The sequence below is a fragment of the Pontibacter pamirensis genome (assembly GCF_010015475.1).
In the GTDB taxonomy this organism is placed as follows: Bacteria; Bacteroidota; Bacteroidia; order Cytophagales; family Hymenobacteraceae; genus Pontibacter; species Pontibacter pamirensis.
This window is the reverse complement of record NZ_SSNI01000022.1, coordinates 50,378-69,568: the sequence shown is the minus strand read 5'-3', so window position 1 is coordinate 69,568 and position 19,191 is coordinate 50,378. Positions and strand designations below refer to the sequence as shown.

The window sequence follows — 19,191 nt, the reverse complement described above, 5'->3', positions numbered from 1 at the left end:
GCGATGCAACACATTATCAGAAAGCAAACCATACAGCTGCAGCTAAACAGAAAAGCAGATGCTTTTCAGATGCAGCACCTGATGAGCAGCCACTACTGGCACAGCGTAGTGCCTGCCCTGGAAAAGCTTTTTGATGAAGTATGCCCGGAAGGGGAAATCATTTACGTCGAAAAATTGGAGATAGACCTGGGCCTACTGACCGAGAAGGAACTGTATGGCCAGCAGTGGAGCGATGCGTTGCTTTTTAAAATGGCGGAGCAGATTTACGAAAAGCTAAGCGCTGGTGCAGCCGGAGCAAAAGCAACTGTGCAGCTGCAGAAAGAATCTGCAGGTTTGGTGCAGCAATGGCTATACTATATGCAGCATGGGTATCTGCATTGGAATACTTTACAAATTGATGGGGGCTGGAAACAGCAGGTGCTGGAGGCACTGGCACAGGACGAAGCAAACATAAACGTCCTCAGAAAGCTTTTGCTATCAGAACAAGGCTTTCTAAGAAGAGTTACGGAGCAACATACAGATAAATTTCTGCTACAGCTGGCGGCAATTCTTTCAACTCCTTCTCACCCTCCTTTACCCTCCCTGTTGCAGGAGCTGAAACGGGTCTTCAAAGCCTCTTCCGACTTCCAAACCGACTTACGTAGCCTAAATGAGCCAGGTATCAGACCTCGGCTCTGGAGCTATATACTGGCAATTGCGGCAGCACCCCCACAAAATGCTGATGCTACCACGGTTGTCCGGAGCATTTTGAAGGAAGATCCTTTCCCAGGTGAAGAGGAAGCAAAAGGAGCGGAGGGTGAAGTGGAGGAAGATGGCATTTTTGTTCAGCATGCCGGTATGGTTTTACTGCACCCCTTCCTGACTATGTTTTTCAGCCGGTTAGGGCTTACAGAAGAGGGCGTCTTCACCAACAGCGCAGCGCAGCAAAAAGCCCTTTACCTGTTGCACTACGTGTCCACAGGTGAAACGACAGCCGAAGAGTATGAGCTTGTTTTTCCTAAAGTACTGTGTGCTTACCCGCTGCAGAAACCGGTATCAAAACAAATCAGCTTACTTAAAGAGGAAACAGAAGAAGCCGACCAGCTGCTGCAGGAGGTTATCCGGCAATGGGAAGTTTTGAAAAGCACTTCTCCGCCCGGTTTGCAGGAAACGTTTCTGCAGCGCAACGGCAAACTGTTTACCCAAAATGAGAGCCTCCATCTACAGGTAGAGACAAGTGCTGTGGATGTGCTACTGGATTACCTTCCCTGGAACCGGAGTATCATTAAACTGCCCTGGATGAAAGAACTACTGCATGTGGAGTGGAGATGATTTGATAGACAGATAAAATGAAAACTGCTGAAGCCAAAACAACGGCTACAACTTCTAAACAGAATAAGCCTTTCTTTCAGCGAAAAGGCGAGCAGTCTTTCTTTGGCAAAAATGCGGCATATGATTCTTTCTTCACCACTCCCTCTCCTATTGTACAAACAAAGCTCACCATCGGCCAGCCCGGCGACATATATGAGCAGGAAGCGGATGCGATGGCCGACCAGGTGGTGCAGCGACTCAACAATCCTGAAACTATACAAACCAAACCTAACCACCTGACTCATGCTGTTTCGCCTTTGTTACAGCCTAAGTGTTCGGCCTGTGAAGAAGAAGAAAGGGTACAGAAGAAGGAAGAAGAAGAGAAAGAGCCTCAGATGATGGCCAAGCCAGCGTCTGATAAACCAGCTCAAACTAATAGTCTACAAAGCCAGCTCAATGCCTCAAAAGAAGGTGGATTTGCTTTATCTGAGGATACCAAAGCCTCTATGGGAAATGCTTTTGACGCTGATTTTAGTGAAGTAAAAGTACATACAGACAATCAGGCGGTTCAAATGAATAAAAATCTCAATGCGCAGGCGTTTACGCATGGTTCAGATATTTATTTTAATAAAGGAAAGTATGAGGTCAGCTCTTCCGAAGGACAGCACCTACTTGCCCATGAACTGACCCACGTAGTGCAGCAAAGAGGTGAGGGAGTAAACCAGAAGGGCTTGTCAAAATTATCAGGAAACTTTATTCATAAACAGGAAGTATGTGAAGCTCCTGACTACAACCTCAATGAAACGCCAATATATGATGAAAGTCAAGGAGTTTGCGAATCTCAAGAGGCTCATACAATAAATGTTGATGAAGTCAATAACTTTAGATCAATACCATTTTACACCATAGCGAAAGTGCTTCCTGCATCAGGAATAAGGCTTCATACCACTCCTTCAGTCCAGGATCCCGACTATCAGAATAAAACTGGCAGAGCTAGCGATTTTAATGTGCAACCCAAGGGATCCTTCGTGACAATTCTTGGTGTTGGAACCCATCCCCATGTGGGATGGGTGAAAATCAAAACCCAAACCGGATTCACAGGATGGATTGAGCAAAGATTTCTTCAATCTTTAATTCCTCTTCCTGTCACCGATGACACCAGGAAGGGAAGTACCAGACCGCCGATAGACCAGCTTACCAGAGAGCTTCATTACATTGAGCCGGGGGATAAGCTGGAAACCTTGATTGATAAATACTATAAAGACTACCCCTATGAAACCGGCAATGATCGCAGGACAATTGCTTATGCCTTTTTTATTTTAAATGAAGAAAACCCCGGTGTGAGCTTGACAGGAAGTTATGATGATTCGTTCTGGAAAGACACCATTTTAGATCGGGATTTTTCCGAAACACGAAAGATTTACCAAACCATTCAACTGTATCATGGATATTGGATACGCTTTCCAAGTATCTATTATATCAATTTGCAACGGGATTTAGGAGCGGTTGGAGTAAGACTAGAGTGGAAGAATACGACTATAGCCATTGGGCGAGGAGTGCAAGGATTTTTTGAAGGGGTTGTTGCAGGCTTTGCCCAGGCTGCCGTTGATATGGTGGTGGATTTGTGGGATTTGGTAAAGGGCATTTTTACCGGAGAACTATTCAAAAAGGGTTATCAATTGGTGAAGCAGTTTATTGAGCTTTATCAGAAGGAAGGAATTGGCGGTATTTGGAGAGTGATTTCTGGTTTCTTCAAAGGTATTTATAAATCATTTATAGACAAATGGAATACTCCGAACCCTCGTCAGCGGTGGAAATTTATTGGCGAGATTGTAGGTATGATCATCTTTGAAGTTGTTTTGGCTATTCTTACTGCCGGAGTGGTAACCGCCCTTAAATGGTCTGGCCGTTTGGCAAAAGTTCTTAAAAAGTTTCCTTCCCTCGATAACATTGTTAGGTCCGGAGCAAAAACGGTAGAAAGGCTCAAAGCTAGTAAGGGCAAAGCAGTAGAGACGGCCAAAGATCTAAGAGATAAAAAAAGACTAGGTTTCTCTAACAAGGAATGGGACAACTTTATAGCCAACAAAGATAAGAATTGGACTGAGGTAAAAGGAAGTCCTGATTTGTTGAGGCTTGAAATTGACGGACTTAAAAAATCTCGTCCTCGCCGCTCCTTAGAACCAGGGTATGATGTTGAAATTGAGCTCCCCAATGGTCATGTGTACCGTCGAAAGAAGGATGGTTCCGGGTGGTGCAGGTTTTCTGATTATCCGGAAGGATGCGGAGATATCCCTGTTGATGATTACATAGGGTGGGATCCTGAACTCGAAGAAAAATGGAACAGAGAGTTACTTGGGGAAACAGAAGGAAAAAAAGCCGCAAGAGATGTCAAAGCCCAAACCCCGAAAGAGGAACGAATGATGCACCTCTTTCGTCAACTTCAGAGAGCAAGGGACCAGTATATGGGTAAAAACCCAAGCTGGAAGCCAAGAAGAGATGGTACAGTGGAAGCAGTAATAAGAAGGATGAGGAAACAAGGCAAAGTGAATGGAGTCGAGCCAAATGAATCTGTTAAAGTAATAGGCCCTGATGGAAAGGAAGGATGGTACCACATTGATGAGGTGGATATGGGACATGTGCCTGTTGACGCAGTAGAATACTGGAATAAAGAGGGCTACAAGTATGGCGCTCAGTCTAAAAAAGTAAGAGACTGGATGAAAGATCCTAATAACTATGAGTTAGAGCATTCCATTGTAAATCAAAGAAAAGGTGCTGCTATTGCTAGCACAATGCAATATAGAAGACCTTTGAGATGAAAAATGAATATGGAAAGCACAACACCTTCTTCCAGGCAGTAGATCCTATGATAAATATGTTTGGTGTCGGACCTCCTATTCCTTTGCAGTGCAAAGGAATAGGAGGTCCGCTTGACCTGCAGCCCGACCTTTGTATAACCGCTCCGGGATTAGGTGAGGTTTGTGGTTCCGGGGCGGCAAAACCATGCTCGAAAATGGATCTACCAGGTTGCGGTCCGGTAGGCAAATTTTTTGGTTGCGCTAAACCAAATGACCCTAAGACCAATTGTCCTCCCGGATGGCGGGCAGCCGGATCCAAAGGCTTTGAAGACCAATGTTGCTTCGGTTCATCAGTAGACAATAAAGAACATTGCTGCCCATCTAACAGGATTAGCTTTTTGGACCTCCGCTGTTGCAAGCCCGATGAAGTGGTAGCCGAAAATCACTGCAAAAAAATGAAGGAGTTGTCACCAATAGGCCCTCTATGTTTTTTCCCGGGAAAGCGATCTGCCTTAGGTGGCAAGTGCTGCTTTCTGCCTGAGGTGCCCAAAGGGCTAGGCTGTGGACTACCAGATATTAAACCGCCCGTTCCGAAACCTCAGCCTATTGTTCCGCAAGCTATAGAAATCTTCTTTGACCTCGACCGCCCCTTCTCCGGTGAAACCAGTGCTACAGTTAATTCCGCTATAACCGCTATTGGCAAAAATAACTTTGATAAACTGGTAAATGCACTTCAGGATGATCCCTCCCTTAAAGTGCAGTTGGTAGGGCGGACCTCTCCCGAAGGAGGAGCCGCCTACAACCGGGAACTGGGGGCAAGGCGCTCCCGCTTTATTGCAGCAGCATTGAAAGCTGCAGGTATACCTGGTGATCGGATTGCTGATCCGCCCATATCAAATCTATTTACAGGTTGCATTGCAATTAAGACAGGCTTAGTCAGTTGCGGAGAAGAGGGAGCCACAGGAATGAAAGATCGACAGGTATTGGCACGAGTTTTTAATAAGACGCAATACTGATATTTATCCTCATGATCATATGATTTTAACACGGGTGCATTTTATCAAAAATTCCTTCCCTCTTTCGTTTCTGTCGCACTAACAATAAAGCAGACACAAGAAAAAAGTAATAAAATCACTATAACCTGAAATTTTGCCCCCTCTGATTCGAAACACATTTCTTTTTCCAAATTATTACTGCTTCAGAATTTGAATTCACTGCAACATTTCACTTCAGTATCTTTCCTTCCTTCACATATTCCTTCCGGATTCCTTCCAGAAGGTCTTGCTCAGCGATGGTGGCTGCCCCCCGGGAAATAGCTTGCAGGCAGGCATGCTGCACAATGTTGATGATGTGAGCACCAGTAAGTTCGTATTGACTGGCAATCTGATGAAGATCAACATGAGTGCCTGGCCTTACTTTTTCAGGTATCGTGTTTTGCCATAACCGCAAACGTTCCTCATACTTGGGCAGCGGAAAATAGATGTGCGACTGGAAACGGCGGGCAAAGGCATCGTCTATGTTGCTTTTGAAGTTAGTGGCCAAAATGACCAATCCGGCATAATTCTCTGTCCGCTGCAATAAAAAAGACACTTCCTGGTTCGCATACTTGTCGTGGGCATCCCGTACGGAGGTGCGCTTCCCGAACAAGGCATCCGCCTCATCAAAAAATAAAATCCAGTTTTTATTTTCAGCCGTGTCGAAGAGGTGCGCGAGGTTCTTCTCCGTCTCCCCAATGAATTTTGAAACAACCAGCGAGAGATCAACCCGATAGACTTCCCTTCCGGTGTGCCTCCCTAATAATGATGCTGTGAGTGTTTTGCCGGTGCCTGGGGGACCATGGAAAAGAACACGATATCCTGGTTTAATTTTCTTTGCCAAGCCCCAATCCTTCAGCAGTACATATTCATACTTCAGCCATTTTTCCAAGTCACGTACTTGCTGCATAGTATCCGTGTTCAGGACCAAGTCCTCCCAATCTTGAAGCGTTTCTATCTGCTGTGCAGGGAAGTGGATACCAAACCGGGGTTTGGAGATTTGTCCCGTTAAAAAGTAATCTATATATTCCTGAGACAGAATAATTCGCCCACTCATCACAGGCTCCCCCTGTGGAAGGTCTTCCAGCCAGAGTACTGCTTTTTTATTAAACAGATGATCTTCACCAAACAGCTTTTGTATTTGTAGTCGCTTATTCCAGTCATCTTCATCCAACAGAAACAAAGCTGTTTCGCCAGTAGGCAGGAATCCCCTGAAGTTTTTACCACGCACCCCTCCTATCCTCGGGAAATCGCCTGAACTGCTGAGAGTCTGTTGAATTGACTGGTCAAACAAGTCTGGCTGTGTGTGCGGAGCAAGGGAAATGAGAAGCAGCGTTATTTCACTTTGGTTTAGCTCGTTTTCCTTGATAAACTTTTCAAGGTGTGAAGAAAACTGCTGAAGTTTCGGCAACGTTGGTTTGGGCTCTGGCTTCTCTGCTTTCAAATACCGGCCAATCCGGTACTGGATCAATTTCTGCAGATATTGCAACTCTGAAGGAATGGTCGCTTCCATAGTACAATGCTACTTATATGGTGATTAAAAAGGTTTAGATTTAACCTATGTAGGGTTGACTAAAATACAGAAAAACCTATACTATCGGCTCATAATTCAAAGAACAATGCAGGAACAGTTGCTTCTTTTGCCTTCTTAAATAGAAGCAACCAATTTTTTGATTACGTTATTGATACCATATCATCTTCTTTTTGCTGCTTTCGTGTTCTCTTTTCCTATACTTCTCTTATAAGTAACAACAGATATGGAGTACTGACAGGGGTACAATGTTCCCTGTTGTTTTTTCTGGTTCAAAAGCTTTATGAGTGCAGAATGAAGGATATCCCGCTGAAATAACAGCGCATGAGACACTTAAAATTGGCTGGCGTTTTACATTTTCTTCAACAGAAAACCAGTACCATATGATGCTTAGGTATACTATCCATTTCTTACTCTCTCTTGTCCTTCACCCCTGCCCCAAAGCTCACCAGGTTGAACATCTCCCGCATTCGGGACCGCACCCGTTTTCCTAGCTTTGCTCTATTTCTGCGCTGGCCTGGTTAGTGGTCAGGTGCGTCTTCACGCCCCACAGAACGATATGGTCGTAGCGGCTCAGCAGCACCTCCTCCATCACGTTGCAGGTGTTGCCGTAGTGCTTCCCGCTGCTCTCCGTCCCCAGGTCATCGAAGAGGTAGGCGCTTGCCTTCAGGAGTGAACCGGGAGGGGGCTGGCTGTAGCGCTGGATGACCACGTAGTCATTCTTGTGAAACTCATACGCCCTGTTTGCAGAACCATGCAGTGCTGTTTTTAAGTTGAATTTCTACTTGTACTCTGCCCCATTCAGGCAGCCTGCTGCTTGTACACCTATACCGGAACGCACCTCCCGACTCCCTGGTGGTGCTTCTCATGGTTGTAGAAACTGAAGAAGCTCTTCACCCCCTGATACAGCTCCCATCCATCCTTTGCCGGGTATAAGTAAACATAGTCCCGCTTCAGCCTCTGCCACAGCCGCTCGATGTAAACATTGTCGAACGCTCTGCCTTCGCCATCCATGCTGCTGCAGATGTCTTCCCCTTCAGATACTCCACCCACTCCTTACAGGTGAAATGGCTGCCCTGGACGTTCTGACCCGCTTGTGATTCACCCGATGTCCCTCATACCGCAGGTAGTCCTGCATCTGCAAGACCACGTGCATGGGTTTATCCAGGTGATGCTCATCCTTCGGCGCATTATCTCCAGGTTCTCCTCGCTCTCCTGAGCGGGCGCGTGATTGAGACCGTTGCGGTGAATGCTCAAAAGGCTGCACTGAAATTCCTTCTTTCTCCTTTCATTGTTCCACTAACTTAATTTTAATCTTCAGTCAAAGTAGTGGCAATAAACCCGGTGAGTATTATAGAGCTTCAACAATACTGTGGAGTTCATCCAGATGCCACTGTTCAATCATCTATTCTATCCGAAACACTTATACCTTATCGGGTATAACAACTACTGAAAACATTTTTTTATACCCGATAAGGTATAATACAAAATAAAGAACTATATTTATACCCGATAAGGTATATTATATGGAGTTAAGCAAATTTGTAAAAGACAAACGAGCTACTGCTCATCTAACGCAACCTGAATTAGCGGAAAAAGCGGGAGTGGGCCTTCGGTTCATCAGAGACCTGGAGCAGGGAAAAGAAACGCTCCGCCTGGACAAAGTAAACCAGGTATTACAACTTTTCGGGTACCAGGCGGGGCCCGTTCCTTTGAACCGCAATGAGTTGATAGATGAGAAAAGCTGAGATAAAAATGCAGAAAGCCACGGCCGGTTGGCTGACACAAGATGAAAACGGGTATCACTTTGTATATGATGCTGCTTATCTGCAAACACCAAACCCGGAGCCAGTCAGCCTTACGCTGCCCTTGCAGGATGCTCCATTCAGCAACAACGTGCTGTTCCCGTTTTTTGATGGGCTCATCCCGGAAGGCTGGCTGCTTGACATTGCCGAAAGAAACTGGAAACTGAATCCGCGAGACCGGATGGGACTGCTAATGACCTGCTGCAAGGATTGCATTGGAGCTGTAAGTGTGTACCCTTTACAGGAGGACAAGGACTTATGAGCAGGTGTTTGTTCTGTTACAAGCTTTTGCCTGAAAACGAAGTAGATTTTCATGCTGCATGCAGTAGAAAGATGTTCGGGCGAACTCCTCCTCCTGTACTACCCTATAGCGAAGCCCAGATGGAGGAGCTGGCCAGGCAGGTGGTACGCAGCCAGGTAACAGTCACAGGGGTTCAGCCTAAGTTATCATTGGACCTGTCTCCTGCAGAGAACGCAAATGAACCCGGTCGTTTCACAATTGTCGGGTTGTGGGGAGGCTATATTCTGAAACCTCCAACCCTTCGTTACCCGGAGTTGCCGGAGCTGGAGGATGTAACGATGCACCTGGCCAGCATAGCCAGGATAAACGCAGTACCCCATAGCCTGATACGCTTGCAGTCAGGCTCTCTGGCTTATATCACAAAGCGCATTGACCGTACCTGCAAAACCAAACTGCACATGGAAGACATGTGCCAGCTCACGGAACGGTTAACGGAAGACAAATACCATGGCTCTTACGAACAAATAGCCAAAGCCATACTAAAGTACTCCGCTAACCCGGGGCTGGATGTGGTCAACTTCTTTGAGCAGGTCTTGTTTTCTTTTCTGACGGGTAATGCAGACATGCACTTAAAGAACTTCTCATTGATTTACCAGCCTATGGTTGGCCCGGCACTTTCACCGGCCTACGACATGGTGGCAACGGCACTGGTAAATCCAGCCGATGACGAAGACCTAGCGCTAACCCTGAACGGCAGAAAGAAGAAAATAAAACGCCAGGATTTTACCGCTGCCTTCCGCACATTGAAACTGGGTGAGAGGCAACAGGAAAACATCTTCAGGAAGATGGAAAAGGCAAAAGCTAAATGGGTGGATTTAATAGATACCAGCTTTCTCAGCCATTCATATAAAGAAGCTTATAAAAGGATAATCAAAGACAGATTTCTAAGGCTGGAAGCATAATGAACAAAGAAGCCTAGTAACGCTGCAGCCACCGCTGCACTGTCAGTTTATTATCCTGTACCAGTTCTGCAATCCGTGCAGCTCAAGCTAGAGAAGCTAATGCTAAAGCGGCATTGTTGAGGGGGCTTCAATGGGAGTTACCGCAGTGAAGATGACACTGTTAGAATTACACTTCCAACAGTTGCTTAAGCGAAGCGGCTTAACTATAAATATCATAAGCTTCCATTCTTTTGATTGCCTGTAAAATGAATGCCTATTCTTCAACAGTTATCTTCACCTCTGCACTTAACTTTTTAGCTAAGCTGCGAACATATTCCTGGAAATAGGCCGGGTTCCTAAACCCCTCATCACTAAGCTCCCAACCTGCCACTGCGTAGTATTCTACAGGTTTGTCTTTCTCCACCTTTAGCTTAGCCAGGTAGGATTTGGACAGGCTACCTGTTTCCGGTGCTTTCATATATCCCCTATAGGCTTCCTTTGGAAGAATCAACGCCAGCCCCAGCCACCACTCTTTGTTATAGCTTTGTTTGTCATGGGTAAGCAGTATAACATACTTGTCATCCGTCGCAATTTCTGTTAAGGGCTGCTGTGTTTCAGAATTCACAAGACCTATTAACAGCGTTTCATCGCCCTGAAGATGAGAGAAGCGGGCGGAGTTTTTATAGGCATACATACCTGGCCAGATGCTGGTGGTCTCTTCTACCTCATAGTTTCTGTTGAGGGGCTTCCAGTTGTGGTACTGGTAGTTTATCACCGAACGCGCCGGTCCCTCTGAGAGGATCTGAAAGAAAGTACTGTCTACATTGTTCAGGGAATCCGCTTGTGTTACGCCAAGGCGGGCCAGTGTATCCCCTATCATCAGGGCAATTCCGCCAATTCCTACTGAATTCCCCACTGATAAGATGTCTCTCCCCCAAGCCTCCATCACGTGGTAATTATCTTCTGTTACGCCCTCCTGGTTTATTCCCACACTATCCGGTGACATATAGGACACCTTCTTCCCGAACACATCTTTTGAGTTACGGCCATCCAAGTAATGCCTGAAGCCTACTTTATCATTCTCCCAGGAGGGCCCGTCTGTCTGATATGGCTGATAGCCCATTACCCCGGGTAATTCATGTGCATAAAAGGTGTCGCTGGTGGCAGGCTGCACCTTGCCTTCCACAGAGGAGCGTACCCCAAAACGTACACTGGTGCGCTTTTCAAAATTAACAGGAGTATCTATCCATTTGAGGTGAACCGTTTCTTCCCCGTTCGCAGGCAGATCTTTTACAAAAAATAACTCGTCCCATTTGTTGTCTCCATCCAGGTCATCCAGCTGTGCGGGAATGGTATCGCCCCTTTGGCTCAGCACCAAAGGGTAAAGTTCTCCATCAGGTGCCCCCGTCAATTCACCTCTCTTAATCGAGATAGCTTTTTCAACTAAATTCACTGAAGAAGTATTGGTAAGGGTGACTTCCTGTCCTCCCGAATCCTTTTCTGACTGGCAGGAAGTAAGACAGCCAAGAAGGCATGCCAATAGGGTAATTCTTTTGCTCATCCTGTATCTGTTTCTCTGAAAACGCATTTATATCGCTTAGCTAATGGTTATTTTATGTTCAAAAGGAGTAAACCCCGTAAGGTATACATGCATGCCTTCCGTTCGTAAAGACCCGAAATGGGAGGTATACATTTCACCCTCCAGTCCTCGAAGCCTTTTATGTGCCAGCGTACCTGGCCCAAAGGTTATCGTTTGCTCCCCGAACTGGTACTTCCCCATTCCCTGCTCCAAAAAGTTATTACCCGTCTGGTCATCTGAAGGAGTAACACCCACTAACTTCCCGCCCTCCTTAAAGCAAAGTTCAATGGTGACCGGCACATTATCCGAGCCTGCTACCTTGAAGGTTAATTCGTTATTGCCCTCCTTTTCCTCCACCGTTACTGTCGTTTCCAGCGTTTTCACATTACTAACCGGCCTGTTCTCAAAATCCATCTTATTCCAGAACCGGCCATCTATACTTTGAGACAAGGCATAATCCCCATTTTCCTTTCGCAGCGCAGCAGACAGCGGCTGGTAGTAAGGCACTTCCAGCTTTTTGTATAAAACATACTTTTCTCCTTCTTTTTTGAGGCCCTCACTCCGGAAATAGCCTGTACTGAAAAAGTTTGACGACACGCGCAGGTATTTCAGGATGGCATCTCCTTTTCTGAACGAAAACATATTGGGACTTGTCGAACGGCCTGAGCCGATAACCAAAGGCCAGTCTACACCACCAAAGATAGTCGTGGTCGTGTCGCCTCTGCGTATTCTGGCCAGGTTGGAAGTAGTAAAAAACTTTTCGTAGTTCGTTGGAGGAGGGGAAGGAGCCGGAAGTTCTTTTCTCAACAAAGGTTCTTCCATAAAATAAAACAAAGATTGGCTTAGTATTTCCTCTTCAAAGCCCTCAACACCTTCAATAAACTTTGCTATCGCCGCGAACTCTTTATTATTATCCAGAATGGCTAAGTAACGGTAATGATGATAATAATCTAAAATGGTTTTAGAGCCGAACTGATCCTGCCTCCTGGAATCAGTCGTAACCAGGTCTCCGTTAGGCTCCAGGTAGTAATACGTCATTTCCAGGTTCTTCCTGACCGGCACTAACAAAGAGGGCATGTTCAATAAGCGAGCCATCGTGATAAGGGAACGGTCTATAACTTCTGAGTAGATTCTGCTTCTCTCCAGGTAATGACCATCCTTGTCGATAAAGATACCTTCTCCTAACCAGTCCTGGATCCTGTTCATAAACTTGGGGTCAGGGTAAAGCGCGTTAATGCGTGCCAGCGCAGAGGAAACCACCCAGCGGTGATTGGGCGTATGGACACCTCCTTTGGCTAATGCATCTCCGGCTTTCAGTATAAACTTTTTTACCTCGCCCTTTACTTCATTTAAAGCTTTTGCCTTGTTCTTCTGCAAGAGGGAGGTGCCTACACAGAGAGGCTCTAAGATAAAGGCTGTATCAGGTGGTGAGCCAAGGTTGCCAATATCCAGTGTGCCGTCCGGCCCCTGCACCTCCAGCAGAAACTGAATTATTTTTCCCATATAAGGGACTAGCTCCTGGCTTTTGTGATACCTGGACAGAGGTGCTCCATAAGAAGCAGCTAAGGTGGCAAAATCATACCCTAACTCTCTTCGAAGTCCTTTTATTTCTGAGTTCAGCGCCTCTATGATGAATGCAACACGCTTGTCATTGGCTTGTACCAGGTGCCGGTAAAATTCATTTTCTGACTTATCATTATTAGAGGTGCCGCTTTCCGGACTGGCTAACAGATTTGTGCCAAAAGGATTTAAGATTGCTATTGCACTTAAACCCAATGATTGCTTCAGGAAAGACTGGCGGCTTATGTTACGCATACTTTACAACAGATTTTCTTAATGCTTAAAAATTGATTTATAACTATCCCGGAAGTGCTACTTAGATCCTATACCCGAAGGCTGTTTCTTTATGGCTGTGCGATAAAGCACTTGGCCGATATGCGAAATGGCATGCACGACTATTTCTTCAGCGCTTACAGAAAACAACAAAAACCCATATGCCGATGGGGCAAACTTACTATAATCCAGCTTACCTACCTGGGTTGCTTCGGAGGCAGCACCAGATACAAAATGATGCACTCCTCCTTCCGGTAGCAAATGCTGTAAACTATGATCATGCCCTGCCAGGTATGCATCCACCTTACTTGTTTCCAGGAGGTTTCTCAGAGATCTTCGCACAGCTTTGGTGTCATACCCTTCGCTTCTTTTATCAGAGGCTGTAAAGAGCGGGTGGTGCCCCACCACCAGGCTCCACCTTACTCCTTCTTCCTCTTGTACTAGCACCTGTCGCAGCCATTGTTTTTGGGCGGTGCTGTCCAGTGTCCTGACATTTGGCCCGTATTCAGAATTGCTATAGAACTCCGGTATAAGCGGATTGGTGTCTATAAAAGCAATCTTGATTTTTCCGCCAGAGCCATCTCCCAAGGAAAATGTTTTGGAAAAGAACCTGGCAGGCATCTCCCAGCGCCTGCTCACCTTAGAATACGCTACCTGCGCATCCGGGTCTCCCATGTAATCATGGTTGCCAAGTATGGCATACCACTCTTTCTGATGAGCAAAGTCTTTATATATCTCCTCGAAAGAGTAATGCCATTGCGGGTCCATGGTGCTGGCAACACCTTTCGGATAAAATTATCACCTGTACTGATAAAAAAACTGACAGGCACTTCCCTGGCAGTTTTCGATAATTGCATTGCTACCTGCACCTGGTGATCGTCTCCATACCTTCCCCAGTCTCCGAGCACTATAAAATTCAGCGCATTAGCTGGAATTACCAACTTTTGAGCCTTAGCCTTCTGCGCCTGCACTGTATTTACAGAGAGAACAAAGGAGCAGAGAGTGGCAATTACTATTGTTCGTAAAAAGGGAGTCGTATTCTTTTTCATCATCAAAGGGTCAACAGGCAGGGTGATAAAAGTAAAGATTACTTTTCTACATGTTGAAGAAACATTCATTTAGCTAACCTTCAGAGACAGCAGCGAAATGACTGATGTGGCTCTGTTTGCTCCACCCTTAAGGAAGTATAAAAGGAGCCATATCAGAACTGAACGGGCTCCTCCTATACCTATCTACCTAAATTTTCACTCTATTAATAACCGCTATTCTGCGTAATGGTGCCTCCGCTCACGTTTACCTCGCTCTGTGGAATAGGTCTTAGCAGGTGTTTAGAAGTAACAGCATTATGTAAGGCTGCATGTGGATTATAAGCCAGCACCCGCTCTACTAACGTTCCTGTTCTTTTCAGGCTCATCCATCTGCTCACTTCTCCTGCCAGTTCCCTGGCCCTTTCATTCAATATCAGATGAATATCTACTTGCTCAGGTGTCACCATGGTGGTTAAATCAGCCCGTGCTCTCAAAGCATTGATATGCTCCGCTGCAGCGGTAACGTTTCCTGCTTTCAGATAGGCTTCGGCAGCTATCAGCCTGGTTTCGCCCGCCCTGAAAATATAGGCATCTCTTTTTCCTTCCGGATCAATGCCTGGGTTGGTGTAGGCTACACCCGGGTCATCGAACTTCTTGAACATTGGGTACTGTACAATGCTTATCCCGTTCGGCGTAAAATACTCCCCGGGGTTCACCACTGTGTATGGCTTTGAGTCTATCTTCTCTGCTGACCAGGCCACTTTCGGGAAGTACACCGTGGTATCTCCTGCAAGTATGCGCCCGTCGTTACTGTCCACTTCGGCATACAACACCCGCCTGATGGTCGCATCCTCGCGTTCGTCTCCTTGCTCAAAGTTAGCATAGAAAAAAGGCGTTGGCGCAGGCCCCATACCTCTATGGTATAGCGTAGACCTGGTCATGCCAGGGTATATATCATACACAAACTTAAACATAAGATGCCTGTTGTTTCCCGCCCCTCTAGACACAGGGTTTGTGCCATACAACATAGAGAAAATTACCTCCTCATTGCGCTGGTTCTCAATTGAGAATAAGGAAGCATAATCTTCAACGAGCGGGTGGTTAGCAATTACAATTTCTGCTAAAGCAGCCGCATCGGCAAAATCGGTGCTACCTGCAAAGCTTTTGTACCCTCTGGTCAGTAGTACCTTTGATTTCAGGTGCCTCACCGCGTCTTTTGAGACCCTGCCTAACTCAGCCGGTCGTTCGTCCACAGCTGCCAGCGCTTCGTCCAAATCCGTTAAAATCTGGGCATACACTTCTTCCTCGGAGGCTCTCGTAAAATCTGTTTGTGCTGTTCTTACCTCGTTCAGCACCAATGGCACCGGACCGAAATGCTCTACCAGGTTAAAATAGGAAAAGGCACGCATAAACTTCACCTCGCCCAGGCCTCTTGCCTTATCTACATCCGAAAGCCCGGCAATGCCGTCAGCCCGGTTAATAGTTGTATTGGCAGCTCCTATTACAAAGTAGTAGTTTTGCCAGTAGACGGGCAAGGCCCAGTTCACAGAGGTTAAATTGACATAATCATTTAAATCATTTATGCCATTGATAACTTCGCCACGGGTGAAAATATCAGTTCCCAACTGGTCCAGCTCATAAAAGGAGGTGGCATGCCGTAATCTGTTGTATCCATTGGCCACCAACTGATCCAACGACTTCGGATCGTTGAAGACGGTAGCATCCGTTAACGACTGGCGGTTCTCTTCTTCCAGGAAATCTTCGCAACTTGTTACGGAACCCAGTACTAAAACCGCGAACAACAGGACTTTATATTTATTTCTGATTTTCATTATTTCGCTCGTTAAAAATTCACATTAACACCTGCCATTATTATCCTTGACATGAGTCCGGCACCCCAGCTATTTCTGGCTGCACTCTCAGGATCCCAACCCTCATAATCGGTGAAAACAAAGGGATTCTGGGCAGTGGCATATACTCTCAGGCGCTTCATTCTCATGAAGCTGATGGCTGACTCCGGCAAAGTATAGCCCAATGTAATGTACCCTACCTTCACATAAGAAACATCTTTGAAGAGCAGCGACTCACTCCATGGACCTGCATTGCCCCGCTGGTACGACTCATTGGAAGGATTCTCTGGTGTCCAATAGTTAACTTTAAGGGTGTTAAAACGAGCAGGTGCATCTACTCCGTCCCAGGCATGTGTTCTATGGAAATAACTGTAGGAGGTAGCTCCCTGCGCTGTATGCACAAAGAAAGAAAAGTCGATATTTTTGTAGTTGATGGTGTTGGTAATGCCACCTGTCCATTTAGGCATGTTGGAGCCAACTATAGTACGGTCTTTTGCATCAATAACGCCATCATCGTTTATATCCTTCACTTTTACCTGGCCAGGTTGCTGCCCGTAAGCTCGCGCCTGTTCTATTTCGTCTAGCTGCCATATACCATCAAATATCCATGAAAAGTTAGATCCTACAGGTTCACCTATACGGTGTACATAAGGAGCATCCATTGCACCAAATTGAATTTCCTCCAGGTTACCATATAGCTTTGTTACTTCATTTCTGTTGGCAGCAAAATTCAGTGAAGTTTTCCAGGTGAAATCACCGCTCGCCACGTTTACGGAATTGAGCAAGAACTCTACTCCTTTGTTCACCGCTTCTCCCACATTTTCGAAAACACCACTATAGCCCGTTACTGTTGGCATAGGCCGGTAAAATATAATACCAGTGTTTTTCCTGTTATAGATGTCTAAGGAGCCATAAAGCCTGTTTTGAAAGAACCCGAAGTCCAGGCCGAAATTGAACTCTTTTGTTTTCTCCCAGGTCAGGTTCTGATTGGCAAGGTTGGTAATAAAAGCTGTTTGCACCACCTGGTCGCCCAGGTTGGTAAAACCACTTCCTATCAACGATTGTGAGCCAAGCGGAACAAGGCCACCGCCGCCGCCGTTGTTCCCGGTCTGCCCGTAACTGAACCGGGCTTTCAGGTCATAGATTAAACTATTATCAGCCAGGAAGCTTTCGTCTTTGATTCTCCAGGCAAAAGCGGCTGAAGGGAAAAAGGCCCACTTGTTCTGCTCAGAGAGAATAGAGGAACCATCGTAGCGACCGGTAAAGGTAAAGAGGTACTTTTTCCTGAAGTTGTAATTAACCCGGCCTGTGTACGACTCGAGTGTCTGCTTAGATAAATTACCTCCTACCGATTGTATAACCGAACCGGCATCTATGTTATAGAAGCTGAACGCATCTGTTGAGAAATTCCTTCGCTGCATATCGTAGTTCTCGTACCTGTCTAAGAACTGCGAATACACAAACGTCGCGCTCAGTACATTGTCTTCGTTCATCTCCAGGTTGTAATTCACAATATTGTCCCAGGTATAAGACATCCGGTTTCTGTTGATAACCTCGGCCCGTGTGTTGCCAATGTTGCCACTGGTGGCTTTAGAGAACTGACCTCTGTATTCGCCGAAGCGGGAAAATTCGAGGTTTGGCGAGAAGGTTGAGGTAAACTTCAGGTTATCTGTAGGAGTAATGATCAGGGAAAGGTTACTTAAATAATTCAGGCTCTTTGTTTCAAGGATGGCATTCGCCGGTTCAAATAAAGGGTTGGTGATAAATGTTTCACCCTGCAATGGAAAGAACAGCGGCTCGCCATTTTCGTCGTATGGAGTGCCGGTGGGGCGTAGCCTGTAGGCGCTCCTCAATCCTTCGCGGCTGCCTTCGTTTCTGGTAGAAAAGGAGGCGTAGTTACTGAACCCTACCGACACCAGCGAAGATAGTTTGCCATTAATATCGCCACGGAGGTTCATTCTTTCATAATCTTCGCCCTCAAAGGTGCCTTCGTCTTTGGTGTAGCCAATACCAAAGCCATAGGTAGTATTGTCGGAGCCACCACTTACGCCTATCGTATGGTTTGTCTGGAAACCTTCTTTTACTACTAAGTCTACCCAGTCGGTATACCTGTTGTTCGCGACGTTCTCCTGCTCGTTCGGCCGCAGATAGTTGTTTAGCACGACATCATTTCTATCAAAAGCCAGGTTACCCGAAGCATAGTTCATGCCTACCACGGCATCGACTATAGAGTTAATGAACTCCGGACCGTTAAACATTCGGGGAAGGTTGTAAGCCTGCCGCACTCCTACATAGTTGTCGTACTGTACGGTCATGGGGCCTTTGCTGCCCCGTTTGGTCTGGATGATGATTACCCCGTTACTGCCCCTGGAGCCGTAAATAGCCGTGGCCGATGCATCTTTTAGCACGTCCATCCGCTCGATATCGCTGGGGTTCAGGAACGTGATATCGTTTACAAAAATGCCGTCTACTACAAACAGAGGGTTTTGCCCGGCGCTAAAGCCACCCTGATCTACTGTCTGGTTTGCGTTAATGGTATTGGATCCCCTGATCCGGATGTTGAATCCGCCTCCCGGCTTGTTATCAGCTGACTGTATGTTCACGCCCGGCACCTGCCCCTGTATGGCCTGATAAGCGTTTACTTTGTTTGTCTGCTGAATTGCCTCAGCATCCATGGTTACAACCGATCCTGTCAGATCTTTACGTTTTGTTTCCCCATAGCCGACAACCACTACTTCCTGAAGCGCAGCCACATCCTGAGCCATGTCCACATTAATGCTTGTTCGCCCGTCCACTGCTATTTTCTGGGCTGCATACCCAACATAGCTGAAAATAAGCGTCCCGTTAGTAGGCACAGTTATGTTATAGTTACCATCCCCATCTGATACGGTACCTCTGGATGTGCCTTCCACCTGTATCGCTACACCCGGCAATCCGTCACTGGATTCTGCATCTGTTACTCTTCCTTTAACAGTAATGCCATCCGCAACGGGTGTCTGTATAAAGCTTACTGAAAAACCTGTATTTTCAGCAGCCAATGCGCCTGGCAGCAAAATACCCTGCAGGAAAACTCCATAGAGTATCCGCCTATTAATTTTAAATAGGTACTTGTTCTTCATAAAAATGATGATTTTTATTTTATTTTAAACTATTTATTTACGACAGGGACATGTGCAGCCGAGGCAAGGAAAATTGTATCCTGCCTTGGCTCTGCAGCGCTAGCTCAGTGAGCCCTACATTACTTCTTCTGAGCAGAGAGCACCT

Annotated in this window: 14 protein-coding genes; 6 read left to right on the top strand and 8 right to left on the bottom strand. The window is 46.2% G+C overall.

What is annotated here, in order from left to right; all coding sequences use genetic code 11:
- The first annotated feature begins 3 nt into the window (after positions 1-3).
- From E1919_RS17610 to E1919_RS17600, 3 genes are read left to right on the top strand one after another with little or no spacing between them, the layout of a single operon-like run.
- Positions 4-1,311, top strand: coding sequence for a contractile injection system tape measure protein (locus E1919_RS17610; protein ID WP_162054727.1), 1,308 nt, complete (start codon positions 4-6; stop codon positions 1,309-1,311).
- A gap of 17 nt (positions 1,312-1,328) precedes the next feature.
- Entirely contained in the window at positions 1,329-4,106 is a 2,778-nt protein-coding gene (locus E1919_RS17605; protein ID WP_162054726.1) for an eCIS core domain-containing protein, read from the top strand.
- Positions 4,103-5,101, top strand: coding sequence for an OmpA family protein (locus tag E1919_RS17600; protein ID WP_162054725.1), 999 nt, complete (start codon positions 4,103-4,105; stop codon positions 5,099-5,101). The genes E1919_RS17605 and E1919_RS17600 overlap by 4 nt, the downstream gene beginning before the upstream one ends.
- A 208-nt stretch (positions 5,102-5,309) precedes the next feature.
- On the opposite strand, the gene E1919_RS17595 is transcribed toward E1919_RS17600, so the two are convergent.
- From E1919_RS17595 to E1919_RS17585, 3 genes are all read right to left on the bottom strand, one after another.
- The gene (locus E1919_RS17595) at positions 5,310-6,632 is read right to left on the bottom strand and encodes an ATP-binding protein (RefSeq protein WP_162054724.1); all 1,323 of its coding nucleotides are present in this window, start codon (positions 6,630-6,632) and stop codon (positions 5,310-5,312) included.
- Positions 6,633-7,140: 508 nt separating this feature from the next.
- The gene (locus tag E1919_RS17590; protein WP_162054723.1) at positions 7,141-7,362 is read right to left on the bottom strand and encodes a hypothetical protein; all 222 of its coding nucleotides are present in this window, start codon (positions 7,360-7,362) and stop codon (positions 7,141-7,143) included.
- A gap of 113 nt (positions 7,363-7,475) precedes the next feature.
- On the bottom strand, positions 7,476-7,703 hold the full coding sequence (locus E1919_RS17585) for an integrase core domain-containing protein (RefSeq protein ID WP_162054722.1): 228 nt from the start codon (positions 7,701-7,703) through the stop codon (positions 7,476-7,478).
- 473 nt (positions 7,704-8,176) lie between these two features.
- Here E1919_RS17585 and E1919_RS17580 point away from each other — a divergent pair, with 473 nt between their 5' ends.
- Genes E1919_RS17580 through E1919_RS17570 form a run of 3 tightly spaced genes read left to right on the top strand, consistent with a single transcriptional unit; the run spans position 8,177 to position 9,658 of the window.
- Positions 8,177-8,398, top strand: coding sequence for a helix-turn-helix transcriptional regulator (locus E1919_RS17580; RefSeq protein WP_162054721.1), 222 nt, complete (start codon positions 8,177-8,179; stop codon positions 8,396-8,398).
- A 7-nt stretch (positions 8,399-8,405) separates the two neighbouring features.
- Positions 8,406-8,717, top strand: coding sequence for a HipA N-terminal domain-containing protein (locus E1919_RS17575; RefSeq protein ID WP_237144582.1), 312 nt, complete (start codon positions 8,406-8,408; stop codon positions 8,715-8,717).
- On the top strand, positions 8,714-9,658 hold the full coding sequence (locus E1919_RS17570; protein WP_162054719.1) for a HipA domain-containing protein: 945 nt from the start codon (positions 8,714-8,716) through the stop codon (positions 9,656-9,658). The genes E1919_RS17575 and E1919_RS17570 overlap by 4 nt, the downstream gene beginning before the upstream one ends.
- Positions 9,659-9,911: 253 nt before the next feature.
- Here E1919_RS17570 and E1919_RS17565 read toward each other — a convergent pair whose 3' ends face one another.
- From E1919_RS17565 to E1919_RS17545, 5 genes are all read right to left on the bottom strand, one after another.
- Positions 9,912-11,198, bottom strand: a complete 1,287-nt coding sequence (locus E1919_RS17565) for a DUF4861 domain-containing protein (protein ID WP_162054718.1) — start codon at positions 11,196-11,198, stop codon at positions 9,912-9,914.
- A gap of 36 nt (positions 11,199-11,234) precedes the next feature.
- Positions 11,235-13,031 (bottom strand): hypothetical protein, encoded by a 1,797-nt coding sequence (locus tag E1919_RS17560; protein ID WP_162054717.1) that lies wholly within the window; start codon positions 13,029-13,031, stop codon positions 11,235-11,237.
- 57 nt (positions 13,032-13,088) lie between these two features.
- Positions 13,089-13,817, bottom strand: a complete 729-nt coding sequence (locus E1919_RS17555) for a metallophosphoesterase (RefSeq protein WP_162054716.1) — start codon at positions 13,815-13,817, stop codon at positions 13,089-13,091.
- 484 nt (positions 13,818-14,301) lie between these two features.
- A complete protein-coding gene (locus E1919_RS17550) occupies positions 14,302-15,909 on the bottom strand; it encodes a RagB/SusD family nutrient uptake outer membrane protein (protein ID WP_162054715.1) in 1,608 nt (535 codons plus the stop codon).
- An 11-nt stretch (positions 15,910-15,920) separates the two neighbouring features.
- Entirely contained in the window at positions 15,921-19,046 is a 3,126-nt protein-coding gene (locus E1919_RS17545) for a SusC/RagA family TonB-linked outer membrane protein (protein ID WP_162054714.1), read from the bottom strand.
- Positions 19,047-19,191: the final 145 nt, after the last annotated feature.

Bases quoted from the DNA above. Each gene is read 5' to 3' on its own strand.
- E1919_RS17610 (WP_162054727.1), top strand. From the start codon at position 4: ATGCAACACATTATCAGAAAGCAAACCATACAGCTGCAGCTAAACAGA.
- E1919_RS17605 (WP_162054726.1), top strand. From the start codon at position 1,329: ATGAAAACTGCTGAAGCCAAAACAACGGCTACAACTTCTAAACAGAAT.
- E1919_RS17600 (WP_162054725.1), top strand. From the start codon at position 4,103: ATGAAAAATGAATATGGAAAGCACAACACCTTCTTCCAGGCAGTAGAT.
- E1919_RS17595 (WP_162054724.1), bottom strand. From the start codon at position 6,632: ATGGAAGCGACCATTCCTTCAGAGTTGCAATATCTGCAGAAATTGATC.
- E1919_RS17580 (WP_162054721.1), top strand. From the start codon at position 8,177: ATGGAGTTAAGCAAATTTGTAAAAGACAAACGAGCTACTGCTCATCTA.
- E1919_RS17575 (WP_237144582.1), top strand. From the start codon at position 8,406: ATGCAGAAAGCCACGGCCGGTTGGCTGACACAAGATGAAAACGGGTAT.
- E1919_RS17570 (WP_162054719.1), top strand. From the start codon at position 8,714: ATGAGCAGGTGTTTGTTCTGTTACAAGCTTTTGCCTGAAAACGAAGTA.
- E1919_RS17565 (WP_162054718.1), bottom strand. From the start codon at position 11,198: ATGAGCAAAAGAATTACCCTATTGGCATGCCTTCTTGGCTGTCTTACT.
- E1919_RS17560 (WP_162054717.1), bottom strand. From the start codon at position 13,031: ATGCGTAACATAAGCCGCCAGTCTTTCCTGAAGCAATCATTGGGTTTA.
- E1919_RS17555 (WP_162054716.1), bottom strand. From the start codon at position 13,817: ATGGACCCGCAATGGCATTACTCTTTCGAGGAGATATATAAAGACTTT.
- E1919_RS17550 (WP_162054715.1), bottom strand. From the start codon at position 15,909: ATGAAAATCAGAAATAAATATAAAGTCCTGTTGTTCGCGGTTTTAGTA.
- E1919_RS17545 (WP_162054714.1), bottom strand. From the start codon at position 19,046: ATGAAGAACAAGTACCTATTTAAAATTAATAGGCGGATACTCTATGGA.